Source organism: Saccharopolyspora endophytica (genome assembly GCF_018070075.1).
In the GTDB taxonomy this organism is placed as follows: domain Bacteria; phylum Actinomycetota; class Actinomycetes; order Mycobacteriales; family Pseudonocardiaceae; genus Saccharopolyspora; species Saccharopolyspora endophytica.
Genome location: NZ_JAGPXE010000011.1, coordinates 54,250 through 77,201, shown reverse-complemented (window position 1 = coordinate 77,201; position 22,952 = coordinate 54,250). Strand labels below are relative to the sequence as shown.

Below are 22,952 nucleotides of genomic sequence, written 5' to 3'. Positions count from 1 at the left end.
GCTGTTGTCAGGCCGGTCGGTGTCCGCGCGTGCCGAACACCTGCGTGGCCACCTCGTGGTGCAGGTCCTCGAGTTCGATGAGCTGCTGCTGGGCGCGATCGAGCAGCGTGCGCAGGTGTTGCGCGTCGAGGCCTGGTTCCCGCTCGGCGGCCGCGAGGAGGGTGCGCCAACCGCGGGCCTTGCCCTGCACCGCCAAGTGGAGGGCTTCCACCTCGATCAACGCGCTCAACGGGGAGCGCCGGAGCACTCCGGCGTTCAGCTTGAACCGGCCCGCCTTCTCACCCAACCACGCCGCGAACACCTTGTGGTGCGCGGTTGTCACGCCGAGCGCGGCCATGATCTCCCGCAAGCTTCGGCGATCTGCGCGGACCTCCTCGGTCAGCGCCCTGACGCGCGCCGAGATGTCGGGTGTCCGTCCTCGATTGGCACGCGCGGCGCGACCGGCCAGCTCCACGCCACCGGTGGCGCCGGCGAGGTGGTCGTTGAGGTAGATCGCCAGCAACTTCCGTTGCGAGGCGTTCGCCGGTGCTGCGTCCATGATTTCGGGTTGCCGTGGCCGGTGGCCCTCAAACACCTCGGTGTCCGAGCAGGCAATATCAGGTTTGACTTATATAAGTCATCAGTGGCATCCTCGTCGCTGTGCACGCGTTCGACGTTCTCGGCGACCCGGTGCGGCGCCGGATCTTGGAGCTGCTCGCCGAGGGCGAGCAGTCCTCCGGTGCGATCACCGCCGTCGTCCAGGCGGAGTTCGGGATTTCCCAGCCGGGGGTTTCGCAGCATCTGCGCGTGCTGCGGGAGCACGGGTTCGCCGTGGTCCGAGCGGAGGGCACTCGGCGGCTGTACGCGGTGGATGCCGCGCCTCTGCAGGAGATCGATGAGTGGTTGGCCCACTTCCGCGGGTTCTGGACGCAGCGCCTGGACGCGCTGGGGACCGAACTCGCCCGAGGTAAGCGCGAACGAAGGAAGCACCATGAACGAGATCGTGGACAGGATCAACGCCGTCCACCGGGAACTGGGCACGAAGAGCATCCCCGCAGGTGAGGGCAAGGTCGTGCTGCTGCGGCGCAGCTACGACGCGACGGTCGAGGACGTCTGGGACGCCTGCACGGACCCCGAACGGCTCGCGCGCTGGTTCCTGCCGGTCGCCGGAGAGCTCCGGGTCGGTGGGAAGTACCAGCTCGAGGGCAACGCCGGGGGCGAGATCCTGCGCTGCGAGCCGCCGAGGCTGCTGAAGGTGACGTGGGTACTCGGCGAGAACCCCACCGAGAAGGACGTCTCCGAGGTCGAGCTCCGGCTGTCCGCGGGGGCCGGTGGTGCGGCGGTCCTCGAGCTCGAGCACGCCGCGGTCGTCGACCCCGACTTCTGGGGCACGTTCGGGCCTGGCGCCGTCGGGGTCGGCTGGGACACCGGCCTGCACGGGCTGGCCGAGCACGTGGCCGGCGAGGACTTCGACGAGGACGCCTGGCAGCACACTCCCGAGGCCAAGGACTTCCTGACGCGCAGCAGCCGAGCCTGGGGAGAGGCCCACCTCGCCGCGGGCGCCGACCCGGACGTGGTGGCCGCCGCGGTCGAGGCCACGACGAACTTCTACGCACCCGCGTCCTGAGCGACGGAGTCGCTGCCGCCGAAGCGGTGAGGTGTGGGCACCGGCCGTGATCGCGGGGACCGCGCGAGCGCGGTCCCCGCGTCGGGATCAGGCCAGCGGGCCGACGACGTTCTCGGCGGCGGCGACCAGCTCGCCGGTGCGGCACAGCTCGACCGCGGCCTCGATCTCGGGCGCGAGGTGGCGGTCGGTGCCGGGACCGGCGACCTCGCGGCGGATGCGGTCGCGCACGGCCGCCGTCGCGGGGGAGGGGCGCAGGGGTTCCCGCATGTCCAGCGCTCGTGCCGCGGTCAGCGCCTCGATCGCCAGGACGCGCGTGAGCCCGTCCACCGCGCGGCGGAGCTTGCGCGCCGCGGACCAGCCCATGGAGACGTGGTCCTCCTGCATCGCGGACGAGGGGATCGAGTCGGAGCTCGCCGGTACCGCCAGCCGCTTGAGCTCGGAGACGATGGCCGCCTGGGTGTACTGGGCGATCATGTGGCCGCTGTCCACGCCGGGGTCGTCGGCCAGGAAGGCGGTCAGGCCGTGGTTGCGGGCGGGGTCCAGGAACCGGTCGGTGCGCCGTTCGCTGATGCTCGCCAGGTCGGCCGTGACGATGGCGAGGAAGTCCAGGACGTAGGCCACCGGTGCGCCGTGGAAGTTGCCGTTGGACTCGACGCGGCCGTCGGTGGTGACCACGGGGTTGTCGACCGCGCTGGCGAGTTCGGTGTCCGCGACCGCCTCGGCGTGGGCGAGGGTGTCGCGGGCGCCTCCTGCCACCTGGGGCGCGCAGCGCAGCGAGTAGGCGTCCTGCACGCGGGTGCAATCGGGGCCGGCGTGGCTGGCCACGATGCCCGAGCCCGCCAGCAACAGCCGCATGTTGGCCGCCGCGCTGGCCTGGCCTCGGTGCGGGCGCAGCGCTTGCAGGTCGGCGGCGAAGACCCGGTCGGTGCCCAGCTGCGCTTCCACGCTCATCGCGGCGGTGATGTCGGCGAGCCGGAGCAGGTCGCGCAGGTCGCGGCAGGCCAGCACGAGCTGGCCGAGCATGCCGTCGGTGCCGTTGATCAGCGCGAGCCCCTCCTTCTCGGCGAGCTCGACCGGGGCGATGTTCGCCGCTGCGAGCGCCTCGGCTGCCGGCATCGACCGGCCGTCGGCGTCGCGGACCGTTCCCTCGCCCATCAGAGCCAGCGCGACGTGCGCGAGCGGGGCGAGGTCCCCGGAGCAGCCGAGGCTGCCGTACTCGTGGACGACCGGGGTGATCCCGGCGGACAGCAGCGCGGCGTAGGCGGTGGCGACTTCCGGGCGGACGCCGGTGCGGCCGGTGGCCAATGTGGACAGTCGGAGCAGCATCAGCGCGCGGACGACCTCGCGCTCCACCTCCGCCCCGGTCCCGGCGGCGTGCGAGCGCACGAGGCTCTTCTGCAGCTGCTGCCGGAGTTCGGTCGGGATGTGCCGGGTCGCCAGCGCGCCGAAACCGGTGGATACGCCGTAGACGGGCTTGGGCTCCTCGGCCAGGCTCTCGATCCGAACGCGGCTGGCCGCGATCGCTTTCAGCGCCTCGTCGGTGAGCTCGACCGGCGCGCCGTCGCGCGCGACGCGCACCACGTCGGCCGCGCCGACCGCGCCGATGCCCACCTGGACGGGCGAAGGGGTGTTCTCGGGAGCGGTTTCGGTCGTGTTCCGCGCAGTCATGCGCGCACCTTCTTCCTCATGATTGATTCCTCGGCGCCACGGGTGCCGAGGCAGGGTGGAGCCCCGCCGCGCGTGGGGTGCGCGCGGCGGTGACGGGAGGGGAGTTCCCGTCCGCGGGGACGGGAGTCGCTCAGCGGGTGCTGGGGGAGCCGACCTGTTCGGCGTCCAGCGCGGCGTCCTCGTCGTTGCGGACGCGGAGCCAGTACAGGAGCGAGAGCAGCGCGATCCACGCCGCGCCGACGTAGAGCGCGATGCGGGTGTCGGCCGAGAAGGCCAGGACCGCGAACACGAACACCAGGAAGGCGATCGTGATCAGCTGGCCGTACGGCCAGAGCGGAGCGGGGAAGCGCAGCGCGGCCGCCCGTTCGGGGCTCATCGCCCGGCGCGCCCGGTACTGGGAGAGCGCGATCATCAGCCAGACCCACACGGTCGCGAACGTGGCGATCGAGGCGATGATCTCGAAGACGTTCTCCGGGATGACGTAGTTGAGCACCACGCCGACGAGCAGGGCGCCGGTCATGATGACCACGGTCATCCAGGGCACGCCGTTGCGCGAGACCTGCCGCATGATCGCCGGTGCCTGCCCGCGCTGGGCCATGCCGTAGAGCATCCGGCCCGCGCCGAAGATGTCGCTGTTGATCGCCGACAGCGCCGCCGTGATCACGACGACGTTGAGAACGGCTGCGGCCGAGCTCAGCCCCAGGTCCTCGAAGATCTGCACGAAGGGGCTGCCGGATGAACCGATCGTCTGCCACGGGGCGATCGACATGATCACCGCGAGGGTCAGCACGTAGAACAGCAGGACCCGCACCGGAACGGTGTTGACCGCGCGGGGGATCGTCTTGTGCGGGTCGGCGGCCTCACCGGCGCTGACGCCGATGATCTCGGTGCCGCCGAAGGCGAACATCACGACCGCGAACGAGAGCACGAAGCCCTCGAAGCCCATTGGGAAGAACCCGCCGTTCGACCACAGGTTGCTCACGCCCGCGCCGTGGTCGCCGGTGAAGCCGAAGACCAGCACGGCGGTGCCGCCGAGGATCATCGCGATGATCGCGCCGACCTTGGCGAGGCTGAACCAGAACTCGAGCTCGCCGAACACCTTGACGGTGAGCAGGTTGGCCGCGCCGATGATGAACAGGGTCGCCAGCACCCAGATCCACCTGGGCACGTCGGGGAACCAGAACCCCATGTAGACGCCCAGCGCGGTGACGTCCGCGATGCAGACGATGATCATCTCGAAGGCGTAGGTCCATCCCGTCAAGAACCCGGGCAGGCGACCGAGGTGCCTGCTCGCGTACTCGCCGAACGAGCCGGGCACCGGGTCGTCGACGGCCATCTCGCCGAGCGCGCGCAGCACCATGAACACCGCCGCGCCGCCGATCAGGTAGGCCAGCAGCACCGACGGCCCCGCTTGGCCGATGGCTTCCGACGATCCGTAGAACAGCCCGGTGCCGATGGCCGAGCCGAGCGCGATGAAGCGGATGTGCCGTGCGTTGAGACCTCGACTCAGCGCCGCCGTGCGTTCTTTCACCATGTCCTCCTCGGGAACGACATTGTTCCCCTAGCTGGCGGCCGGATGTGGGGGTGGGCATCCGGAGCGTCCATCGGCTTGTGCCGTGCAACACGCTCACGAACGACGCGATAGGTATAGTGCTGTATATACATTTGCGTCAAGGGGTGGAGGCAGATCCGTGGGAACGGAATCGAGCACCTCGCCGGCGGTCGGCCGTGCGCTGGACATCCTGGTCCGACTCGCCCAGCGGCCCGGGCCCGTGCGCGCATCGGCGCTGGTCCGCGACCTCGGGCTGCCGCGCTCGTCGGTGTACCACATCCTGTCGGTCCTGGAAGATCGCGGTTTCGTCGTCTACGTGCCCAGCGAGAAGGCCTACGGCCTCGGGGTGTCGTCGTTCGAGATCGGATCGGCCTACCTGCGGCAGGAACCGCTGGAACGACTCGCCCAGCCGATCCTGGAGCGCCTGGCCCGCAGCCTCGGCCAGACGGTGCACCTCGGGATCCTGCACGGGACCGAGACCGTGTACCTGCTCAAGGAACGACCGGTGTCGGGTCCGTCCGCGGACGTCGCGCTCATCACCGACGTCGGGGTCCGGTTGCCCTCGCACCTGACCGCCAACGGCCGGGCGCTGCTGGCCGGCACCTCCGACGCGCAGCTGGCCGCGCTGTTCTCCCGCCCCGGCGCCTTCGTCACCCGCACCGGCAGCGGCCCGCGCTGCCTGCGCGACCTGCACCGGATCCTCGACCGGGACCGCCGTCGCGGCTGGTCGGAGGAGGTCGAGCTCGTCTCGGAGGGCCTGCGGTCGGTCGGAGCGGCAGCCCACGACCACGAGGGCAGGCCGGTGGCGGCGCTGAGCACGACCTGGTCCCGGCGTAGCGGTGACCGCGATCCGAACGAGGTCGGCGAAGTGCTCCGCCGAGGAGCGGCGAAGCTCACGGTGAGCCTGCACGGACGCGCGCCGACGGCCTGAAGCCCTGCGGCTCACACGGAGTCGAAGGTGCCTTCCAAGCGGAAGCGCGAACCGGGGTGCAGCAGCCGAGCCGCGCTGACGAGCTGCCCCTCCGACCACGTTCGGCGGTGGATCAGCAGGCACGGCTCCGCCGCATCGATGCCGAGCGAGGCGCAGTCCTCGGCGGTGCCCAGCACTGCCTCGACGATGTGCTCTCCCTTGCCCAGCGGAGCGATCCGGGAGAGGTAGTCGTTGGGCGTGCGCTCGGTGAAGTCCTGCTGCAGGTACTCCGGGGCGAGATCGGGGTGGACGTGGCGATCCTCGAGCTGGATCGCGCTGTCGTCCTCGAAGTGGACCACGCGCGAGTGGAAGATCGGGCTGCCCTCGGGGATGCCGAACATCCGGTGCGCGCGCCGGTCCGCGGGCTCCTCCCGCACGAACACGACGTCCGTGCGGTGCCGGCCTCCGCGCCTGCTGACCTCCTCGGCGATGTTGCGCACCCCGTAGAGGGCCGAGCTGCTCCTGCGCTCGGCCACGAACGTCCCCACACCGGGCATCCGCACGAGGAGCCCGTCCGAGCTCAGCTCGCGCAGCGCCCGGTTGATCGTCATGCGCGACAACCCCAGCGAGTCGACGAGCTGGTTCTCCGAGGGCAGCAGCTCGCCCTCGGGCCACCGGCCGGTGCCGATCTGCTCGGTGATCACGTTCTTCAGGCGGCGGTAGGCGGGTGCCGATTCGCGACGGCTCGCTCCGAACAGCGCGGCGACGTCCTGCGCGTCGATGGCCACGCCGATCACCGTCCCGTCCGTCGATCTCCGCCGAAAGCAGACGGCCAGTTTATCCGGTGTGGACCACTCGTCGTGCGAGGCAGTCGGGACCGGTCTCGGATCCGAGAATGTCGCCCTCCGGCCTTGGCCGTCGATCAGACGCCGGGATTGCATGACCTCGTCACCAGTTCGCTTCGACTTCGGAGTTCCCCATGACCAGCGATCACCCGACCGAAGGCGCCCGGCCCGTCAGCGCCCCGCGCGGCACGACCCCCAGCTGCCGCGGGTGGCAGCAGGAGGGAGCGCTGCGGATGTTGATGAACAACCTCGATCCCGAGGTGGCCGAGAACCCGGACGCCCTCGTCGTCTACGGCGGTACCGGGAAGGCGGCGCGCACCTGGGCGGCCTTCGACGCGATCGTCGAGTCGTTGCGGACGCTGGCCGACGACGAAACCCTCCTGGTGCAGTCCGGCAAGCCGGTCGGCGTGCTGCGCACGCACGAGTGGGCCCCGCGCGTGCTGATCGCGAACTCGAACCTGGTGGGCGACTGGGCCAACTGGGAGGAGTTCCGCCGGTTGGAGGCCGAGGGCCTGATGATGTACGGCCAGATGACCGCGGGCTCCTGGATCTACATCGGCAGCCAGGGAATCCTGCAGGGAACCTACGAAACCTTCGGCGCCGTCGCCCGAAAGCGGTTCGGCGGGACCCTGGCGGGCACGATCACGCTGACCGCCGGCCTCGGCGGCATGGGCGGCGCCCAGCCGCTGGCCGTGACGATGAACGACGGCGTCGCGATCTGCGTGGACTGCGATCCCCAGCGCATCCGGCGCCGCATCGACCACCGCTACCTCGACGTCGAGGCCGCCGACGTCGAGCAGGCCGTGGAGCTCGCCCGCCGCGCCCGCGACGCGCGCGAGCCGCTGTCGATCGGCCTGCGCGGCAACGCCGCCGAGGTCTTCCCGCAGCTGCTGGCCATGGACGTGCCCATCGACATCGTCACCGATCAGACCTCGGCCCACGACCCGCTGTCCTACCTGCCGCTGGGCGTCGAGCTCGACAGCTGGCAGGCGGAGGCGCAGCGGGATCCCGCCGGTTTCACCGAACGCGCCCGCACCAGCATGGCCCGGCACGTGGAGGCGATGGTCGGATTCCTCGACAAGGGCGCGGAGGTCTTCGACTACGGCAACTCGATCCGCGACGAGGCCCGCAAGGGCGGCTACGCGCGGGCTTTCGACTTCCCGGGGTTCGTGCCCGCCCACATCCGCCCCCTCTTCGAGGAGGGGCTCGGCCCGTTCCGGTGGGCCGCGCTCTCCGGCGATCCGGCCGACATCGCCGCCACCGACAAGGCGATCCTGGAGCTGTTCCCGGACAACGACCACCTGCGCCGGTGGATCACGTTGGCGGGTGAGCGGGTTCAGTTCGAGGGGCTGCCCGCGCGGATCTGCTGGCTTGGTTACGGCGAACGCCACCTCGCCGGGCTGAAGTTCAACGAGATGGTCGCCTCCGGCGAGCTGTCGGCACCGGTCGCCATCGGCCGCGACCACCTCGACTCCGGCTCCGTCGCCTCGCCGTACCGCGAGACCGAGTCGATGGCCGACGGGTCCGACGCGATCGCCGACTGGCCGCTGCTCAACGCGCTGGTCAACACCTCCTCCGGTGCGTCGTGGGTGTCGCTGCACCACGGCGGTGGTGTCGGCATGGGGCGTTCCATGCACGCCGGGCAGGTCTGCATCGCCGACGGAACGGATCTCGCCGCGCAGAAGCTCGCCCGCGTGCTGACCAACGACCCGGCCATGGGGGTGCTGCGCCACACCGACGCCGGTTACGAGCGCGCGGCCTCGGTCGCGAGGGACCGGGGGATCCGCATCCCCACGCTGAGCAGCTGATCGGACTCGGGTGCCCGGGCGGCACAGGCACGAGCCCCGCCCGGGCACCCGGACCACTGACGATGAGAGGAGATTCGGCCATGCGCGGCACCGCGAGCAGGTCGTTGCCGGGGTGGACCGGTCGCGACGACGGTCCCGGCGACGAACACCTCCGCTGGCACCACGTCGTGCAGCGGTGGGACGGCACCGCGGAACCCGGGGCCTGCGCCTTCGTGGGCTTCCGCAGCGACGAGGGCGTGCGCCGCAACAAAGGACGTCGGGGCGCCGCGCAGGGTCCCGACGCGCTGCGCGGCGCTCTCGCCTCGATGGCGCTGCCGTCCCCGCAGCGCGCCTTCGACGCCGGTGACGTCGAGGTCACCGAGGGCGACCTGGAGTCGGGCCAGCGCGAACTCGGGCGCGTGGTGACCGGTCTGGTCGACGCCGGTCAGCTCCCGGTCGTCTTCGGCGGCGGGCACGAGGTGGCCTTCGGGAGCTACCTGGGCCTGGTGAACTCGGAGCCGGTGGCGCGAGGCGCCCGCATCGGCGTGCTCAACCTCGACGCGCACTTCGACCTGCGCGCCGACGAGACCCCGAGCTCGGGCACCCCGTTCCGGCAGATGGCCGAACGAGAACGCGCCAGGGGAGCGGACTTCCGCTACGCGGTGCTGGGGATCAGCCAGCCGAGCAACACGGCCGGACTGTTCGCCACCGCCGACTCGCTGGGGGTCCGCTACCTCACCGACGACCGCTGCGGCGTGCTCGACCGGCCGCTGGTGGACGGTTTCCTGGACGACTTCCTCGACCGCTGCGACCTGGTCCACCTCACCATCGACCTGGACGTCCTCCCGGCCGGCGCGGCACCCGGGGTGAGCGCACCGGCCGCGTTCGGGGTTCCCGTGGAGACCGTCGAGCACGCCTGCCGCAGGGTCGCGACCAGCGGAAAGCTCGCGCTGTGCGACGTCGCCGAGCTCAACCCGGACCTGGACATCGATTCCCGCACCGCGCGCACGGCCGCACGCCTCGTGCACCGCGTCCTCACCGAGCCGACCCGGAACGGAGAACGACGATGACCGTCGTGGAACCGGATGAATCCGCTGATCCCGCGCCGAGCGGCGCTGGCATCCGAGGCGACCGCCGATCCGCCGCCGACGGCGAGGTCCTGGACGCCTTCGAGCGCGTGCTCGAAGAGGACGGCCGCACGATTCACCGCGGCCTGGACTAACCGCAGAACCTGAGCCGCCGAATCCCGGCAACTCCACTCGGGTCGCCGATGTTGGCGAGCCGGAATCGCCTGGAGAGCCATGACGGAGGCTTCGTCACGTCGAGCAGGTACCCGGTGGTCACCTCTTGATGCCGACGGCCGCCCAGATCTTGGTCCGCTCGGGTTCGGCGAGGGATTCGTGGGGTTCTGAGCGCCACTCCGAGCAGTACACGGCTCCGGGCTCGACGATGTCGAACCCGGCGAACAGCTCGGGGGCCTGGGATCGTGGCCGGTAGGTGACCGGGACGCTGGTCTCGTCGAAGATCGCTTCGACCTCGCGCATCTGCTCCGGCAGGTCCTCGTCGGTGAGGTGGCTGATGGCGAGCGCGCTTCCGGGGGCGAGCGCTCCTCGGTACCGGGCGAGCAGGTCGGTGACGTCATCGCCGACCCAGTGCAACACCGCGGCCATCATCAACCCGACCGGCTGCGAGAAGTCGAGCAGCTCCGTCGTCTCCGGTGCGGTGAGCACGGCTTCGGGATCGCGCAGGTCCTCCTGGATGATCGCCGTGGTGGGCTGGTCCTGGAGCAGGCGCCGGGTGTGCGCGGCGGCGATCGGTTCGTTGTCCACGTAGACCACGCGGGCGTCGGGGTTCATCTCGTGCGCGGCGTCGTGGACGTTGCCCACGGTCGGGACGCCCGAACCGAGGTCGAGGAACTGGGTGATGCCGCGCTCCAGGCAGAAGCGCACGGCACGGCGGAGGAAAGCGCGGTTGGAGCGCACGACGGTCCGCGAATCGGGGTCGACCTCGAGGAGCTTGTGGAACGCCTCCCGGTCGGAGGCGAAGTTGTGGTCGCCGCCCAGGCCGTAGTCGTAGATGCGCGCCGGATTCGGCAGCGAGACGTCGAGCTCGTGCTTCGAGAGCCCGATGTCATCACGGGTTCCGCTCGCCTCGGCGGACGCATCGAGGTGCTCGCCGAACTGGCGCTCCGGCATCGTTCCCCCTCAAAGATCGCGATCGCGGTCAGCGATCCTACGCAACCGGCCCCACCAACCGGGAGTGCTCCACAAGGGTGATGCCCGCCGGGGTTCGCGGCAAGGCCTCGCCCGTGGACGCGGCCTGTGATCGCCCGCTCTCACGCGTCGTGCCCGCCTTCGGGCAGCGCTGCGATCTGGTGGGCGACGTCGACGAGATCGCGTCCGACGACGTCCGCCGGGGTGAACACCTCGCTGTAGTGGCCTTCGTGACGGCGGGCCCAGCCGGTGGTGAGTCCTGCTCGATTCGCGCCGTGGCAGTCGAACGCGTGCACCGCGACCAGGGCGACGTCGTGCGGGGCGCGGCCGATCTGGTGGAGGGCGTGCTCGTAGACGCGGACGGGTGGCTTCCAGCTGTGGACGTCGGCCACGCTGATGACCTGGTCGATGTGGTGGTCGAGTTCGTTGCGCTCGAGGAACCTGGTCGTGGTCTCGGTGGTGCCGTTGCTCAGGCAGATCATGGAGATGCCCGCGTCGGAGAGCGCGCGCATGGCGGGTTCGACGTCGGGGTGCGCGGGGAGGTCGTGGAACCCGGCCAGGACGTGGGCGACGGCGTCGTCGTCGAGGTCTCCGCGAGCGAGGGTTCTCAGCGCGGCAGCGGCGACGGCGGGGAAGGGCTCGTAGTCACCGGCGAGGGTCAGGGCCATGCCGTCGCGCAGGAGCCGGTCGAACCAGCGCTCGAGCAGCTCGGGGGCGAGTCCCGCGTCCGCGAACCGGGGCCGCAGGGGTTCCAGGGACATGAGCGTTTCGACGACGTCGAACGCCACCACGCTCGGTCGAGTGGGCATGATCTCTCCTGTCCCGCGGATTCACTGCTCGTGGGCGTTGCCGGGTGGGCACGGGGCTCACCCCGTGTCCACCCGCACTGGATCATGCATGCCAGGCTCGAGCTCGGAACGCGTTGTTGACCGGGGTGTCGGCGACGTGCCTGAACGATTTCAGCCGGCGGAGCCGGTTTCGTTTCAGTGCGTTCGCGGGTGGCGTTGATCAGACCCGCGACCGTGCCCGGCGCGCGGAGTCACCGCGGGGTCGGCGTGGGCGGGTCGTCCCGTCATTCGGGTGGGTTGAGGCGGATTCCTGCGAGTTGGGTTGCCTGGACGACGAGGCGGTCGCGGCTGTCCCAGACGAAGCAGGACTGGTCGACGCGGTTGTCGTCGATGAGCTGTGCCTTGTGCTGGATCCGCACCGGTCCGGGGGCGGGCAGCGCGCGGACGTAGGCGGTGAGTTCCAGGGTGGGCACCCAGCCGGTGATCGCGATGTTCATGGTGGCCGGCGGGAAGGAGTCGACGGCGTAGAGCAGTGAGATCGGGTCGAAGTGCTCGCCGTCGGGGAGTCCGAGCCATCCGCGCAGCACGCCGGAACCGTTCGGGGTGCCTCGGCTGAAACCGAGGTCGTCCGGGTGGATGCGCAGGTCGACCTGGTCCATGATGGCCACGCCGCGGACGCCGTTGACCGGCGCGCAGTCGTCCTGCGCGAAGGGCACCGATTCGGGGATGCCGTCGGTCCACTGCGGGGTCGAGTCCTGCGCGAGCGTTCCGAGGGTGAACGTCGCTTCCACGCAGGGGGTCTCGTCCTGGCTCATGCGGGCGCGCACCTGGCTCGCCGAGCGGCCGGTTCGCAGCACTTCGGTGGCGAGGTGGAGGGGGCCGGGTTTGGGGGAGCTCAGGTAGTGGGCGCTGGCGGCGAGCACGTGCTGGTGCGTGGCCGACTGCGTCGCCGCGCGTCCGAGCATGGCCAGCAGGTAGCCGCCGTTGGGCTTGCCGCCGATGGTCCACTCCGGATCGGCTTCGGCGGTGAACGTGCCGGGCGAGATCTCGTCGATGCGGCTGACGTCGGCGAAGGTGGTCCGCTTTGCGGTGGTCATGGTCGAATCCGTTCGCTGGTGGTGCGTGTCAGTTCGGCGTCGCGCCGTCCAGGATCGCCAGGGCGTTGCTGATGCCCTGGTCGAGGATCGCGTCGGAGAGGGCCGGGTCGGCCATCGCGCGGGCGAGCTGCAGCGTCCCGAAGAGCGCGGCGAAGAGGCTCAGGACGCGTTCGCGTGCCGAGCGCGGGTCGTCCGGGGCGATGCGCGCGGCGATGTCGTCGGCGATGGTGACCAGCCCGTCGGTGTAGGCCCGCTTGACGGTGTCGTCGCTGCGACCGATCTCGTCGAGCAGGGCCGCGGACGGGCAGCCGCGCTCGGGCGCGTCGCGATGCCTGGGGGAGAGGTAGTCGCGGATGAACCGCTCGAGGCCGGCCCTGTCCGGGGCGCGCTCGTCGAGCATCGCCCGCTGCCCGGTCAGCTGCTCGCTGACGACGGTCGTGACGAGGTCGTCCTTGGACGTGAAGTGCTTGTAGAAGGCGCCGTTGGTCAGGCCCGCGTCCTTCATGAGCGTGGCGACGCCGGAGCCGTCGATGCCGTCCTGCTTGAACCGGCGGCCGGAGGTCTCGATGATCCTCCGCCGCGTGGCGTCCTTGTGCTCCTTGTCGTACCGCACCACTGCTCCTCACGTGCAGGTCCGCCACCGGCGGCCCGTGCTAGGTTAATGGGATTACGGTCGTAATTCAATGGCATCGGCGCAGGAGGAAGGGGTGCGATGAAGGCGTTCGTCGTCGAGTCCTACGGTGCGGACGGCTTGCGATCAGCCGACGTGCCGGAGCCGGTGCCGGGGGATCGGGACGTCCTCGTGCAGGTCCGGGCGGCCGGGATCAACCCGTTGGACAAGATGGTCCGCAACGGCGAGTTCAAGCAGCTGCTGCGCTACGAGCGGCCGTTCGTCCTCGGCCACGACGTCGCCGGTGTCGTGACGCAGGTGGGCGCCTCGGTCCGCCGGTTCGCGGTCGGCGACGAGGTCTGCGCCCGGCCTCGCGATCTTCGGATCGGCGCGTTCGCGGAGTCCATCGCGATGGACTCCGACGACGTGGCGCACAAGCCACGGTCGTTGTCGTTCGAGGAGGCCGCCGCGGTGCCGCTCGTGGCGCTGGCCGCGTGGCAGGCGCTCGTCGACGTCGCTCACGTCGAGGCCGGGCAGAAGATCCTCGTGCACGCCGGGGCCGGGGGCTTGGGGTCGACCGTCGTGCAGGTGGCCAAGCACCTGGGCGCCCATGTCGCCACCACGGCGCGCGCCGAGAACGCCGAGGCGCTTCGGAAGCTCGGTGCCGACGAGGTGATCGACTACCGGACGACGGACTTCAGCGACGTGCTCGACGGTTACGACGTCGTGCTCGATTCGCTGGGCGGAGCCAACCTGGAGAAGTCGTTGTCGGTGCTCAAGCCGGGTGGCCTGGCGATCAGCGCCGTCGGTCCGCCCGACCCGGCCTTCGCCGAGCAGCTGGGCCGATCCGCGCTCAAGCCGGTTCTGTCGCTGATGAGCCGCAAGATCCGCAAGCGGGCCAAGAGGCTCGGGGTGCGCTACTCGTTCTTCTTCATGCGCGCCAACGGGACTCAGCTGGCGGAACTGGCCGACCTCTACGACAGCGGCGCGTTGCGGCCCGTGCTCGACCGGACCTTCCCCTTCGACGACCTCCCGGAAGCCCTGGCGCACGTCGAGCAGGGGCGCGCCAACGGCAAGGTCGTCGTCACCCTGGGCTGACGTCGCCATGTGACCGAGATCGAAGCTGGTGGTGGCGGTGCAACGTTCAGGTGGGCGACACCGTCGGGCCAGGCGGCGATCAGGCCCGCGACACCGGGCCTCCGCAGTATTCTCCCGTCCTTCCGGACAAAACTGACACGGACGAGGAGATCGACCTATGCTGCACCGGGTCGCGGCGGTGGCCGCAGCCGCGCTGCTCACGACGATGACGGTGACGACGGCGGTGACCGCGGCTCCCGCGGAGCCGACCGCCACCGTCACCAACATCGCCCACCGCGGGGCGTCGGCGTACGCGCCGGAGAACACCCTGGACGCCGTCCGGCTGGGCGCTGAGATGCAGGCCGACCTCGTCGAGATCGACGTCCAGCAGACCAAGGACGAGCAGCTGGTCGTCATCCACGACACCACGCTGTCGCGCACCACCGACGTCGAGCAGAAGTTCCCCGACCGGGCGCCGTGGCGGGTCTCGGACTTCACGCTGGAGGAGATCCGCACGTTGGACGCGGGTTCCTGGAAGGACCCGCGCTACACCGGTGCCGTCGTGCCCACCTTCGCCGAGGTCCTCGACGAGCTGGAGCGCACCGCCTCCGGCCTGCTGCTGGAGGCCAAGGCGCCGGAGCTCTACCCGGGCATCGCCGAGCGCATCGCCGGTGAGCTGCAGCAGCGTCCTCAGTGGATGCAGCCCGACCCGATGGCGCAGCACCTGGTGGTGCAGAGCTTCAACTGGGACTTCATCCGCCACTTCCACGGCCTGCTCCCGGCGGTCCAGGTGGGCGTGCTCGGTGCGCCGACCACCGACCAGCTCGCCGAGGTGGCCACCTACTCCAACCAGGTCAACCCGCACCACTCGGCCGCGACCCCGGAGTACGTCGCCGCTGTTCACGAGCACGGCATGCGCATCAACCCGTACACGGTCAACGACCCCGCCCTGATGCGGACGCTGATCGCCAACCGCGTCGACGGCATCATCAGCGACCGCCCGGACGTCCTCCGCGAAGAGATCCGCAACGCCCGCCCGGCAGCCTGACAACCGCGTTCCGCGGGCTTCCGGCATCGAGAGGTGCCGGAATACCGCAGTAATCAGGAACCCAATTACGGCGGTATTCCGGTCAGCAACCCGGAATACCGCCGTATTCGGGTATCCGATTACCGCCGTATTCCGGTACCTGATTGCGGCGGTGTTCCGGGGGCGGATTGCTGCAGTTCTCGTGGAAACCGGTGCGGGACGGGGTGCTCCGGGTGGAGCCGTCGTGCATCGGGTTGGCGGGTGGTGACGAGGCCGCCCCGGCCAGGTGTTCGCTGGTCGGGGCGGCCTCGTCGTGGTGGTGGGATGGATCAGGCGCCGTGCAGGCGGTCCCAGGGGCCGGTGATGGCGTAGAGGACGCCGGGGGTCTGGACGCTGGCGAAGAGGGTGTTGCCGTCGGGGGAGTAGACCGGGCCGCAGAACTCGCTGAACTCCGGCTCGGCCTCGGTGCCGGTGTTGATCTCGTTGCGGGCCAGCGGGTAGGTCTGTCCCTCGAAGGTCGCTCCGAACAGGTGCTGCTGCCCGTCGCCGTCCTCGGCGATGATCAGGCCGTTGCCGCGAGAGGAGACGGTGATGTTGTCGGGGCCGTCGAAGTGGGCGCTGTCGTCCTGGTCGTACTCGAACCGCAGCTTGAGCTCGATGGTCTGGTTGCGCGGGTTGTAGAACCACACCTGGCCGTCGTGCGGGGTGCCCGGGCTGTCCTCGATCCGGGCGTAGCTGCAGACGAAGTAGGTGCCGCCGTCGCCCCACCAGGCACCTTCGAGCTTGCGGCCCCGGGTGATCTGGTCGTCGGCGAACTGCTCGCGGATCGAGGTCGTGGCCGCGGCGCGGTCCGCGACGGCCACCCAGGTCACGCCGTAGGTGGTGCCGACCTCGGTCGCGCGGGACAGGTCGTCGACGTGCTGGCCGGACTTGTCGGCGGCCTTCATGGCTTCGAAGGTGCCGTCGTCGTCGCCGAGCGCGCGGAGCTTGCCGGGGCCCAGCGGCAGCGCGGAGGCCGGCGGGGTGAAGCGGTAGAACAGGCCGTTCGGGCCCGACGCGTCCTCGGTCTGGTAGATGTGCCCGGTGTTCGGGTCGACGACGGCCGCCTCGTGGGAGAACCGGCCGAGCGCCTTGATCGGCTTCGGGTTCAGGTTCGCCTCGCGGTTGTAGGGGTCGACCTCGAAGGTGTAGCCGTGGTCGAACTGCTGCCCGTCCTCACCGGCCTTGTCCTCGGTCTCCTCGCAGCTCAACCACGTGTTCCACGGGGTGCGGCCACCCGCGCAGTTGGTGGAGGTGCCGGCCAGGGCGACGTGCTCGCTGATGCGGTTGCCCTCGGCGTCGACCTCGACGACGGTGCAGCCGCCGGGGGAGACCGGGTCGTAGGTGAGCCCGTCGAGCCGGGGCACCGGGAACTCGGGGTTCTGGCTGACCTTGATCTCGTGGTTGTACACGATCACGCTGCCGCCGTCGGGGCGGAGGAAAGCCGCCATGCCGTCGTGCTTCTGCGGCGTCGCCTCACCGGATTCGAGCTTCGTCTTGCCGGCTTCGGTGACGATCTTGTAGCTGAAACCGGCGGGGAGCGACAACAGTCCCGCGGGATCGGGCACCAGCGGGCCGTAACCGGCGGCCCGGCCGTTCTCGGCGGAGGCCGGCGCGGCGGCGGTCACCGCTCCGACGTTGCCGACGAGGGCGATCCCGATGCCGCCCAACAGCGAGCGGTTGACGAACTGCCTGCGAGAGAGATCCATGTGCGACTCCACGTGAGAACGATCGAAACAGCTCACCAGCGTCGTCGGCCGGTGGGTACGTTCGATGAACCCGGTGGAGCGAAAGAGCGTCGGCACCGCGAATTCGGTGCTCGCCTCGACGGCGCGGACCCGGCTGCCGCCTCGTGAGCGGGTTTCCACCGTTCCCATCGAAAGTGGACGAACTGATTCCGATCGGTCGCACCGGAGATCGGCTGCTCCGCCGTGGTGGCCGCAGCCGGCGAGCGGATCAGCCGTGAGTGTCACGCTCGCGAGGCCAAGGGTTGCCCTCGACGCCTTCGATGTCGATGTTGAAGCGGGTCAGCAGGTCGACGAAGGTGGCGAGTTCGTCCTGCGGCCACTCGGCGACCACCGTTCCCACTCCTTCCCGGCTGCGGTCCCGATCGGCTGCCAACTGCCGCAACCCCTCGTCGGTGGGCCGGAAACGGCGAGCCATGCCGCCGTCGGGGTCGGGGAACCGCTCCACGAACCCCTGCTTGAGCAGCGCCCCGACCTGGCGGTTGATCGTGGAGATGTCGAGCCGGAACGCTTCGGCGAGTTGCCCGAGCGACATCGATCCCGAGAGCTCGAGCCGGGTCAGCAGCAGGTAGGCCGACCTGTCCAGGCGCTGGCCGGCGCGCGCTTGCCGGGTGGACAGGTAGTGCCTGGCGAACAGCGAGAGCTCGCGCTCCAGGTCGTTGAGCGTCCGCTTGTCCTGCGTCACGGGCGGGCCTCCTTCGCGCTGCGCGGATCTCGCCCATTGTTCCGGCGGCGACCCCCGGCTCGCTATGTGCATCGTACACATGATGTGTATAGTGCACATCATCTCCGCTCCCCGGAGATCAGACGACGCGGAAGGAAGCACGATGACCCCGTCGCAGCCCGGCCCCACGCTGGACTCGTACCCCACCGAGCGGAGCTGCCCCTTCAGCCCGCCCGATGCCTTCGACCGCCTGCGAGGGAAGGCGGAGCTGCCGACCGTGGAGGTGCTGCGCGGCGGTCGCCCGTGGCTGATCACGCGCTACGAGGACGCCAGAGCGGTCCTCGCGAGCGAGAACTTCAGCGCGAGGATCGACCGGTCGGGCTTCCCGCTGGTGACGCCCACCGATCTCCAGCAGCTCGATTCCGAACGTCCCAGCCTCGTCCGCACCGACGACCCCGAGCACCTCCAGAAGCGGCGCCGACTGACCCGCGATTTCACCGTCAAGCGGATCAACGCGCTGGAGCCGGAGATCCAGCGCGTCATCGACGAGTGCGTCGACGGCCTGCTGCGCGCCGGTCGGCCCGCCGAACTCGTCGCTGAACTCGCGCTGCCGGTGCCCTCGCGGGTCATCTGCCTGCTGCTGGGCGTGCCCTACGACAAGCACGAGTTCTTCCAGCGCAAGTCCGCCGAAGCGCTGTCGGGCCAGGCGGACGTGGACACCGTGCGCACCGCGCTGGACGAGTTGGCCGAGTACTTGGACGAGCTGGCCGAGCAGAAGCTGCGCGCCCCGCAGGAGGACCTGATCTCGCGCCTGGTGCACGAGTTCCACGAGCCGGGGATCATGGATCGCGCCGAACTGATCAACACCGCGATGACGCTGCTGATCGCCGGGTTCGAGACCACCAGCAACATGATCAGCCTGGGCACGGCCGCGCTGCTGCACCACCCCGCTCAGCTGGAGCGGTTCCTGGCCGGGGACAGTGCTTTTCAGGCCAACGCCGTCGAAGAACTGCTGCGCTACCTCACCATCGCCCAGAACCCCCGCCAGTTCGTCGCCGTGGCCGACACCCGAATCGGCGACAACCTGATCCGGGCCGGTGAAGGCGTGCTGGTCTCGCTGCCCTCGGCCAACCGGGATCCCGCGGCCTTCGACGACGCGGACGTGCTCGACCTCGGGCGTTCGGCTCGTCACCACCTGGCCTTCAGCTACGGCACCCACCAGTGCCTCGGTCAGTCGCTCGCGCGCCGCGAGCTGCTCCTGACCTTCCAGACCCTGTTCACCCGCGTGCCGACGCTGCGACTGGTCGACTCCGTCGAGGAGTTCGACCTCAAGATCGGCACGCGCGTGCACGGTTTCAACTCGCTCAACGTCACCTGGTAGGAGGTCGCGAACCATGAAGGTGTTCATCGATCAGGACAAGTGCGTCGGCGCCGGGCAGTGCGTGCTGGCCGCTGACGAGGTGTTCGACCAGCGCGACGAGGACGGTGTCGCCTTCCTCCTCGCCGAGCAGCCGGACGATCGGCACCGCGCTGCGACCGAGGACGCCGCCCGGGTGTGCCCGGCGGCCGCGATCCGCGTCGAGGGGTGAGGCGGGTGCGCGACGACGTCGTCATCGTCGGTGCCTGCTTGGCGGGAACGTCGACGGCGCTGGAGCTGCGCTCTCTCGGTTTCGACGGCGCGATCACAATGGTCGGGGAGGAGCCGCACGCACCCTACGACCGCCCGCCGCTGTCCAAGCAGTTCCTCACCGGCGGGTGGGACGAGCAGCGGGTCCTGCTGCCGGGGCACGACCGGCTCGCGGAACTCGGCATCGAGTTCCGCCCGAACACCGTTGCGGTGGGCGCGGATCTCGACGGGCGCGCGGTGACCCTGGACGACGGATCGGAGCTGCCGTTCGGCGACCTGGTGGTCGCCACCGGTGTCGCGCCTCGTCCGCTGCCCGCATCCGGACCGGCACCGCTGACGTTGCGCTCCATCGCCGACGCCCGGCGGGTCGCCGCGGAGCTGCGGCCGGGTAGGCGCGTGGTCGTCATCGGAACCGGGTTCATGGGCACCGAACTCGCCTGGGCCGCTCGTGCGGCCGGGTGCGAGGTGGCCGTGGTGGGGGTGGACCCGGCTCCGCTGTCCGCGCTCGGACCTGAGATCGGCGCGGTGATCAGCCGCGCGCTCACCGGCAGCGACGTCGCGCTCACCAATTCGGCCGGGGTGACCGACATCCGCGCCGGCGCACGCGGCGAGCAGGAGGTGCTGCTCGACGACGGCGCGGTGTTGCGGGCGGACGTCGTCGTGGCCGCGATCGGTTCGGTCCCGCAGGTCGACTGGCTTCGAGGAGCCGGACTCGACCTGTCCGACGGGCTCGGGTGCGATGCGAAGTGCCGTGCGGCGCCTGGGGTCTACGGGGTCGGTGACGTCGCGCGATGGTGGCACACCGGTCTCGGGCGCAGCGTGCGCGTCGAGCACCGGATGAACGCCGGTGAGCAGGCGCGGGTAGTCGCCCGAAACATCCTGGGCGCCGAGGAGGATTTCGCGCCGATCCCGTTCTTCTGGAGCGATCAGGGCAGCAACAAGCTCGTCGTCCACGGCCACGTCACCGCGGGAGCCGAGCTCGAGCTCGAGACCGGGGCTTTCACCGACGAGGCGTTCGCGGGGGTCTACCGCGACGAGGGCCGAGCGGTGGCGGTTCTGTCCTGGAACAGCCCTCGGCGAGCGACCCGGCTGCGGCGCGACCTGCTCACCTGACGGGCGCATATCGGGTGTCGTCGCGTGTATTGACATCAACGTCAACGTCAACGAGTGTGGGTCGGGATCACGTGCTGTCACTCGTTCCGGAGGGGCTGCTTTGACCACATCGACCTGCGGTGATTCGAAAGCCGTTGCCGAACAAGGCTTGTCAACCCCCTGATGTCCGCTTGCCGGGCGCGCGCCGAAGGCCGGCACCGAGGTCACGACAATGGGGTCGTGACGACAAGTGATGCCCAGGAGCGCGCGCGGGCCAATCGCCGGGAGACGTCGGGACCTCGGCGCGAGGAGCTGCTCGCCGCTGCCGCCGCCTGCTTCGACGAACTCGGCTACACGGCGACCACGGTCGAGCTGATCGCGGCCCGGGCGCAGACCTCGCGCCCGACGTTCTACGCCTACTTGCGATCCAAGGACGAGGCGTTCCTCGCGGTCACCGAGCAGGTCTGCGCCCAGCTCGAATCCACCCAGCAGCTGGACGGGATCGAGACCCTCCCCCCGGTCACCGTGCTGCGGTCGACCACTCGCGCGTTCGCGGAGGCGATCTTCGCCAACGGGTCGCTCGTGGCGCAGATCGACAGCCGCGCCGGGGTCGACCCCGAGGTGGACGCGTTGTGGAGCACGCTGCGGCGTCGGCTGGAGCGGCGGTTCACCAACTACCTGTCCGGGCTCGACCCGGCCACGATCGATCCCTGCGTGGCGCCGCCGCGGCTGGTGTCGATGCTGAGCGATGCGATCGTCCGCGGCGCCGCCCGCCTCGGCCACGCTCCCGACGAGGACCGCGAGCAGTTCATCAACGATCACATCCGGCTCACCGAGCGCGCCGTCGGCGTCGTCGCCGACTCGCGGCCCGAACCGTAGGAGGCTCGAATGCCGTCGTCCCGCCGTGAGGAAGCCCTGGCCGAGGTCCGCCGCCTGCAGGAAGTCAACTGGCCGGACCAGGTGCCGGGCACCGTCGTGAACCCGGTCGAGGTGCCGGGTCTGCCCGAACACCTCCGGCACTGGGCCCGGACCCGCCCGGACACCGTCGCGATCTCGTTCTACGGCCGCGACATCACCTACGCCGAGTACGACGAGCTGAGCGATCGTGTCGCCGGCTGGCTCGGCGAACGCGGTGTGGCGCCCGGGGATCGGGTCGGCGCGTTCCTGAGCAACTGCCCCCAGTTCCTCATCGCGATGGTGGGCGTTCTCAAGGCGGGTGCGGTGCACGTGCCGATCAACCCCATGTTCCGGGGTCACGAGCTGCGGTACGAGCTGGAGGACGCCGGGGTGACGGTGCTGCTGGCGCAGGACTCGTTCGCCGACCTCGTCGAATCGGTGCGCGCCGACGGGCCCGTGCGGCACGTGGCCTACACCGGTCTCGCCGACCTGCTCACCGCCGAACCCGACGTGCCGGTGCCGTTCGAGCTCACCGCCGAGCGCTCGGACTGGGCCGAGATCAGCGCCTCGGCGCCCGCTGAGCCGCGGCCGAGCGACCCCGACGCGCTGGCGGCGCTCAACTACACCGGCGGGACGACCGGGCTGCCGAAGGGCTGCGAGCACACCCAGCGCCACATGGTCTACACGGCGACGACGGCCAGCGTGGCCGGCGGGACGCAGGTGGGCGATCCCGGTGTCGTGTCGCTGAACTTCCTGCCCGTGTTCTGGATCGCCGGCGAGGACTTCGGCGTCCTCAAACCGCTGGTGAACGGCCAGCAGGTCGTCCTGATGACGCGCTGGGACCCGGCCGCGGCCGTCGCCCTGATCGAGCGGCACGGCGTGACCGACCTGGTCGCCACGGTCGACAACTACGTGGAGCTGATGGACGGGCCGGGTTTCGAGGGCTCGCGGGTGTCGTCGCTGCGCAACGCGCTGGCCGTCTCGTTCGTGCTGAAGCTGACCCCGGAGGTCCGGGCGCGGTGGCGGGAGGCCACGGGCAGCGTCCTGCGGGAGGCGTCGTACGGCATGACCGAGACGCACACAGCCGACACCTTCACGCTCGGGTTCCAGGACGGCGACCGGGACCTGCACGCCGACCCGGTGTTCTGCGGGCTGCCCGTTCCGGGGACCGACGTCCTGATCGTCGACGACTCCGGTGATCCGGTGCCGGTGGGCACATCGGGGGAGATCATCGTGCGCAGCCCGTCGATCCTGACCGGCTACTACGGTCGCCCCGACGCGACCGCGGAGACGATCCGCGACGGCTGGCTGCACACCGGCGACGTGGGGCGGCTCGACGAGTGGGGAGCCCTGCACTACCTGGCGCGCGCCAAGGAGATGATCAAGACCAACGGGATGAGCGTGTTCCCGTCCGAGGTCGAAGCCCTGCTGCGCCTGCACCCGGCGATCCGCTCGGTCTCGGTGGTTCCCCGGCCCGACCGCGCGAAAGGCCAAGTGGCGGTGGCCTTCGTGGTGATGGACGGCAGCACCCCGAGCGAGGACCTGCGCGCGTGGGCGAAGGACAACATGGCCGGCTACAAGGTGCCCGATGTCGTCGTCGTCGATCAGCTGCCGATGACGGCCACGGGCAAGGTGCGCAAGGGCGACCTGCTCGACCGCGCCGCAGAGCTGTCCGCCGGTGACCGCGCGTAGACGGAGGGGTACGTGA

At 70.4% G+C, this 22,952-nt stretch carries 23 protein-coding genes; 13 read left to right on the top strand and 10 right to left on the bottom strand.

Annotated elements, in window-relative coordinates; genetic code table 11:
* Positions 1-7 precede the first annotated feature (7 nt).
* On the bottom strand, positions 8-538 hold the full coding sequence (locus KBO27_RS23795) for a hypothetical protein (protein ID WP_210972113.1): 531 nt from the start codon (positions 536-538) through the stop codon (positions 8-10).
* 101 nt (positions 539-639) lie between these two features.
* Here KBO27_RS23795 and KBO27_RS23790 point away from each other — a divergent pair, with 101 nt between their 5' ends.
* Positions 640-1,041, top strand: a complete 402-nt coding sequence (locus KBO27_RS23790; protein WP_210972112.1) for an ArsR/SmtB family transcription factor — start codon at positions 640-642, stop codon at positions 1,039-1,041.
* Complete coding sequence (locus tag KBO27_RS23785) at positions 971-1,606, top strand: SRPBCC family protein (RefSeq protein WP_210972111.1); 636 nt, start codon at positions 971-973, stop codon at positions 1,604-1,606. The genes KBO27_RS23790 and KBO27_RS23785 overlap by 71 nt, the downstream gene beginning before the upstream one ends.
* A gap of 87 nt (positions 1,607-1,693) precedes the next feature.
* Here KBO27_RS23785 and hutH read toward each other — a convergent pair whose 3' ends face one another.
* Positions 1,694-3,274, bottom strand: a complete 1,581-nt coding sequence (gene hutH, locus KBO27_RS23780) for a histidine ammonia-lyase (protein ID WP_210972110.1) — start codon at positions 3,272-3,274, stop codon at positions 1,694-1,696.
* A gap of 130 nt (positions 3,275-3,404) precedes the next feature.
* A complete protein-coding gene (locus tag KBO27_RS23775) occupies positions 3,405-4,805 on the bottom strand; it encodes an amino acid permease (RefSeq protein ID WP_307870579.1) in 1,401 nt (466 codons plus the stop codon).
* A 160-nt stretch (positions 4,806-4,965) separates the two neighbouring features.
* On the opposite strand from KBO27_RS23775, the gene KBO27_RS23770 reads away from it, so the two are divergent.
* Positions 4,966-5,757 (top strand): IclR family transcriptional regulator, encoded by a 792-nt coding sequence (locus KBO27_RS23770; RefSeq protein WP_210972108.1) that lies wholly within the window; start codon positions 4,966-4,968, stop codon positions 5,755-5,757.
* An 11-nt stretch (positions 5,758-5,768) separates the two neighbouring features.
* Here the strand turns inward: KBO27_RS23770 and hutC are convergent, their stop codons facing one another.
* Positions 5,769-6,524: a histidine utilization transcriptional repressor HutC gene (hutC, locus tag KBO27_RS23765; protein ID WP_307870578.1), complete on the bottom strand. Its 756-nt coding sequence runs from the start codon at positions 6,522-6,524 to the stop codon at positions 5,769-5,771.
* A gap of 191 nt (positions 6,525-6,715) precedes the next feature.
* Here hutC and hutU point away from each other — a divergent pair, with 191 nt between their 5' ends.
* The 3 genes from hutU (at position 6,716) to KBO27_RS23750 (ending at position 9,590) form a co-directional block, all read left to right on the top strand.
* On the top strand, positions 6,716-8,389 hold the full coding sequence (gene hutU, locus KBO27_RS23760; protein ID WP_210972106.1) for a urocanate hydratase: 1,674 nt from the start codon (positions 6,716-6,718) through the stop codon (positions 8,387-8,389).
* Between the two features lie 80 nt (positions 8,390-8,469).
* Positions 8,470-9,438, top strand: coding sequence for a formimidoylglutamase (gene hutG, locus KBO27_RS23755; RefSeq protein WP_210972105.1), 969 nt, complete (start codon positions 8,470-8,472; stop codon positions 9,436-9,438).
* Entirely contained in the window at positions 9,435-9,590 is a 156-nt protein-coding gene (locus tag KBO27_RS23750) for a hypothetical protein (protein WP_210972104.1), read from the top strand. The genes hutG and KBO27_RS23750 overlap by 4 nt, the downstream gene beginning before the upstream one ends.
* Positions 9,591-9,708: 118 nt before the next feature.
* Here the strand turns inward: KBO27_RS23750 and KBO27_RS23745 are convergent, their stop codons facing one another.
* From KBO27_RS23745 to KBO27_RS23730, 4 genes are all read right to left on the bottom strand, one after another.
* Positions 9,709-10,563, bottom strand: coding sequence for an SAM-dependent methyltransferase (locus tag KBO27_RS23745; protein ID WP_210972103.1), 855 nt, complete (start codon positions 10,561-10,563; stop codon positions 9,709-9,711).
* Between the two features lie 140 nt (positions 10,564-10,703).
* Entirely contained in the window at positions 10,704-11,390 is a 687-nt protein-coding gene (locus tag KBO27_RS23740; RefSeq protein WP_210972102.1) for a haloacid dehalogenase type II, read from the bottom strand.
* Positions 11,391-11,653: 263 nt separating this feature from the next.
* The gene (locus KBO27_RS23735; RefSeq protein WP_210972101.1) at positions 11,654-12,466 is read right to left on the bottom strand and encodes a thioesterase family protein; all 813 of its coding nucleotides are present in this window, start codon (positions 12,464-12,466) and stop codon (positions 11,654-11,656) included.
* Between the two features lie 28 nt (positions 12,467-12,494).
* Positions 12,495-13,079, bottom strand: coding sequence for a TetR/AcrR family transcriptional regulator (locus KBO27_RS23730; RefSeq protein WP_307870577.1), 585 nt, complete (start codon positions 13,077-13,079; stop codon positions 12,495-12,497).
* Between the two features lie 99 nt (positions 13,080-13,178).
* Between KBO27_RS23730 and KBO27_RS23725 the strand changes: the two genes are divergently transcribed.
* Together KBO27_RS23725 and KBO27_RS23720 are read left to right on the top strand one after the other, a co-directional pair.
* Complete coding sequence (locus KBO27_RS23725) at positions 13,179-14,174, top strand: NADP-dependent oxidoreductase (RefSeq protein ID WP_210972099.1); 996 nt, start codon at positions 13,179-13,181, stop codon at positions 14,172-14,174.
* A 157-nt stretch (positions 14,175-14,331) separates the two neighbouring features.
* Positions 14,332-15,201: a glycerophosphodiester phosphodiesterase gene (locus KBO27_RS23720; RefSeq protein WP_210972098.1), complete on the top strand. Its 870-nt coding sequence runs from the start codon at positions 14,332-14,334 to the stop codon at positions 15,199-15,201.
* Between the two features lie 308 nt (positions 15,202-15,509).
* Here the strand turns inward: KBO27_RS23720 and KBO27_RS23715 are convergent, their stop codons facing one another.
* Together KBO27_RS23715 and KBO27_RS34390 are read right to left on the bottom strand one after the other, a co-directional pair.
* Entirely contained in the window at positions 15,510-16,928 is a 1,419-nt protein-coding gene (locus KBO27_RS23715) for an alkaline phosphatase PhoX (RefSeq protein ID WP_210972097.1), read from the bottom strand.
* A gap of 247 nt (positions 16,929-17,175) precedes the next feature.
* A complete protein-coding gene (locus tag KBO27_RS34390) occupies positions 17,176-17,649 on the bottom strand; it encodes a MarR family winged helix-turn-helix transcriptional regulator (protein ID WP_307870576.1) in 474 nt (157 codons plus the stop codon).
* A 142-nt stretch (positions 17,650-17,791) separates the two neighbouring features.
* Here KBO27_RS34390 and KBO27_RS23705 point away from each other — a divergent pair, with 142 nt between their 5' ends.
* The 5 genes from KBO27_RS23705 to KBO27_RS23685 all read left to right on the top strand — a co-directional run bounded on the left by KBO27_RS23705 (position 17,792) and on the right by KBO27_RS23685 (position 22,936).
* Complete coding sequence (locus tag KBO27_RS23705) at positions 17,792-19,009, top strand: cytochrome P450 (protein WP_210972095.1); 1,218 nt, start codon at positions 17,792-17,794, stop codon at positions 19,007-19,009.
* A 13-nt stretch (positions 19,010-19,022) separates the two neighbouring features.
* Entirely contained in the window at positions 19,023-19,217 is a 195-nt protein-coding gene (locus KBO27_RS23700; RefSeq protein ID WP_210972094.1) for a ferredoxin, read from the top strand.
* Between the two features lie 5 nt (positions 19,218-19,222).
* Complete coding sequence (locus tag KBO27_RS23695) at positions 19,223-20,368, top strand: NAD(P)/FAD-dependent oxidoreductase (RefSeq protein WP_210972093.1); 1,146 nt, start codon at positions 19,223-19,225, stop codon at positions 20,366-20,368.
* A gap of 219 nt (positions 20,369-20,587) precedes the next feature.
* Positions 20,588-21,226 carry a TetR/AcrR family transcriptional regulator gene (locus tag KBO27_RS23690; protein ID WP_307870575.1) on the top strand — a complete coding sequence of 213 codons (639 nt, stop codon included), beginning with the start codon at positions 20,588-20,590 and terminating at the stop codon, positions 21,224-21,226.
* Between the two features lie 9 nt (positions 21,227-21,235).
* Positions 21,236-22,936 carry an AMP-binding protein gene (locus KBO27_RS23685; protein ID WP_210972091.1) on the top strand — a complete coding sequence of 567 codons (1,701 nt, stop codon included), beginning with the start codon at positions 21,236-21,238 and terminating at the stop codon, positions 22,934-22,936.
* Positions 22,937-22,952: the final 16 nt, after the last annotated feature.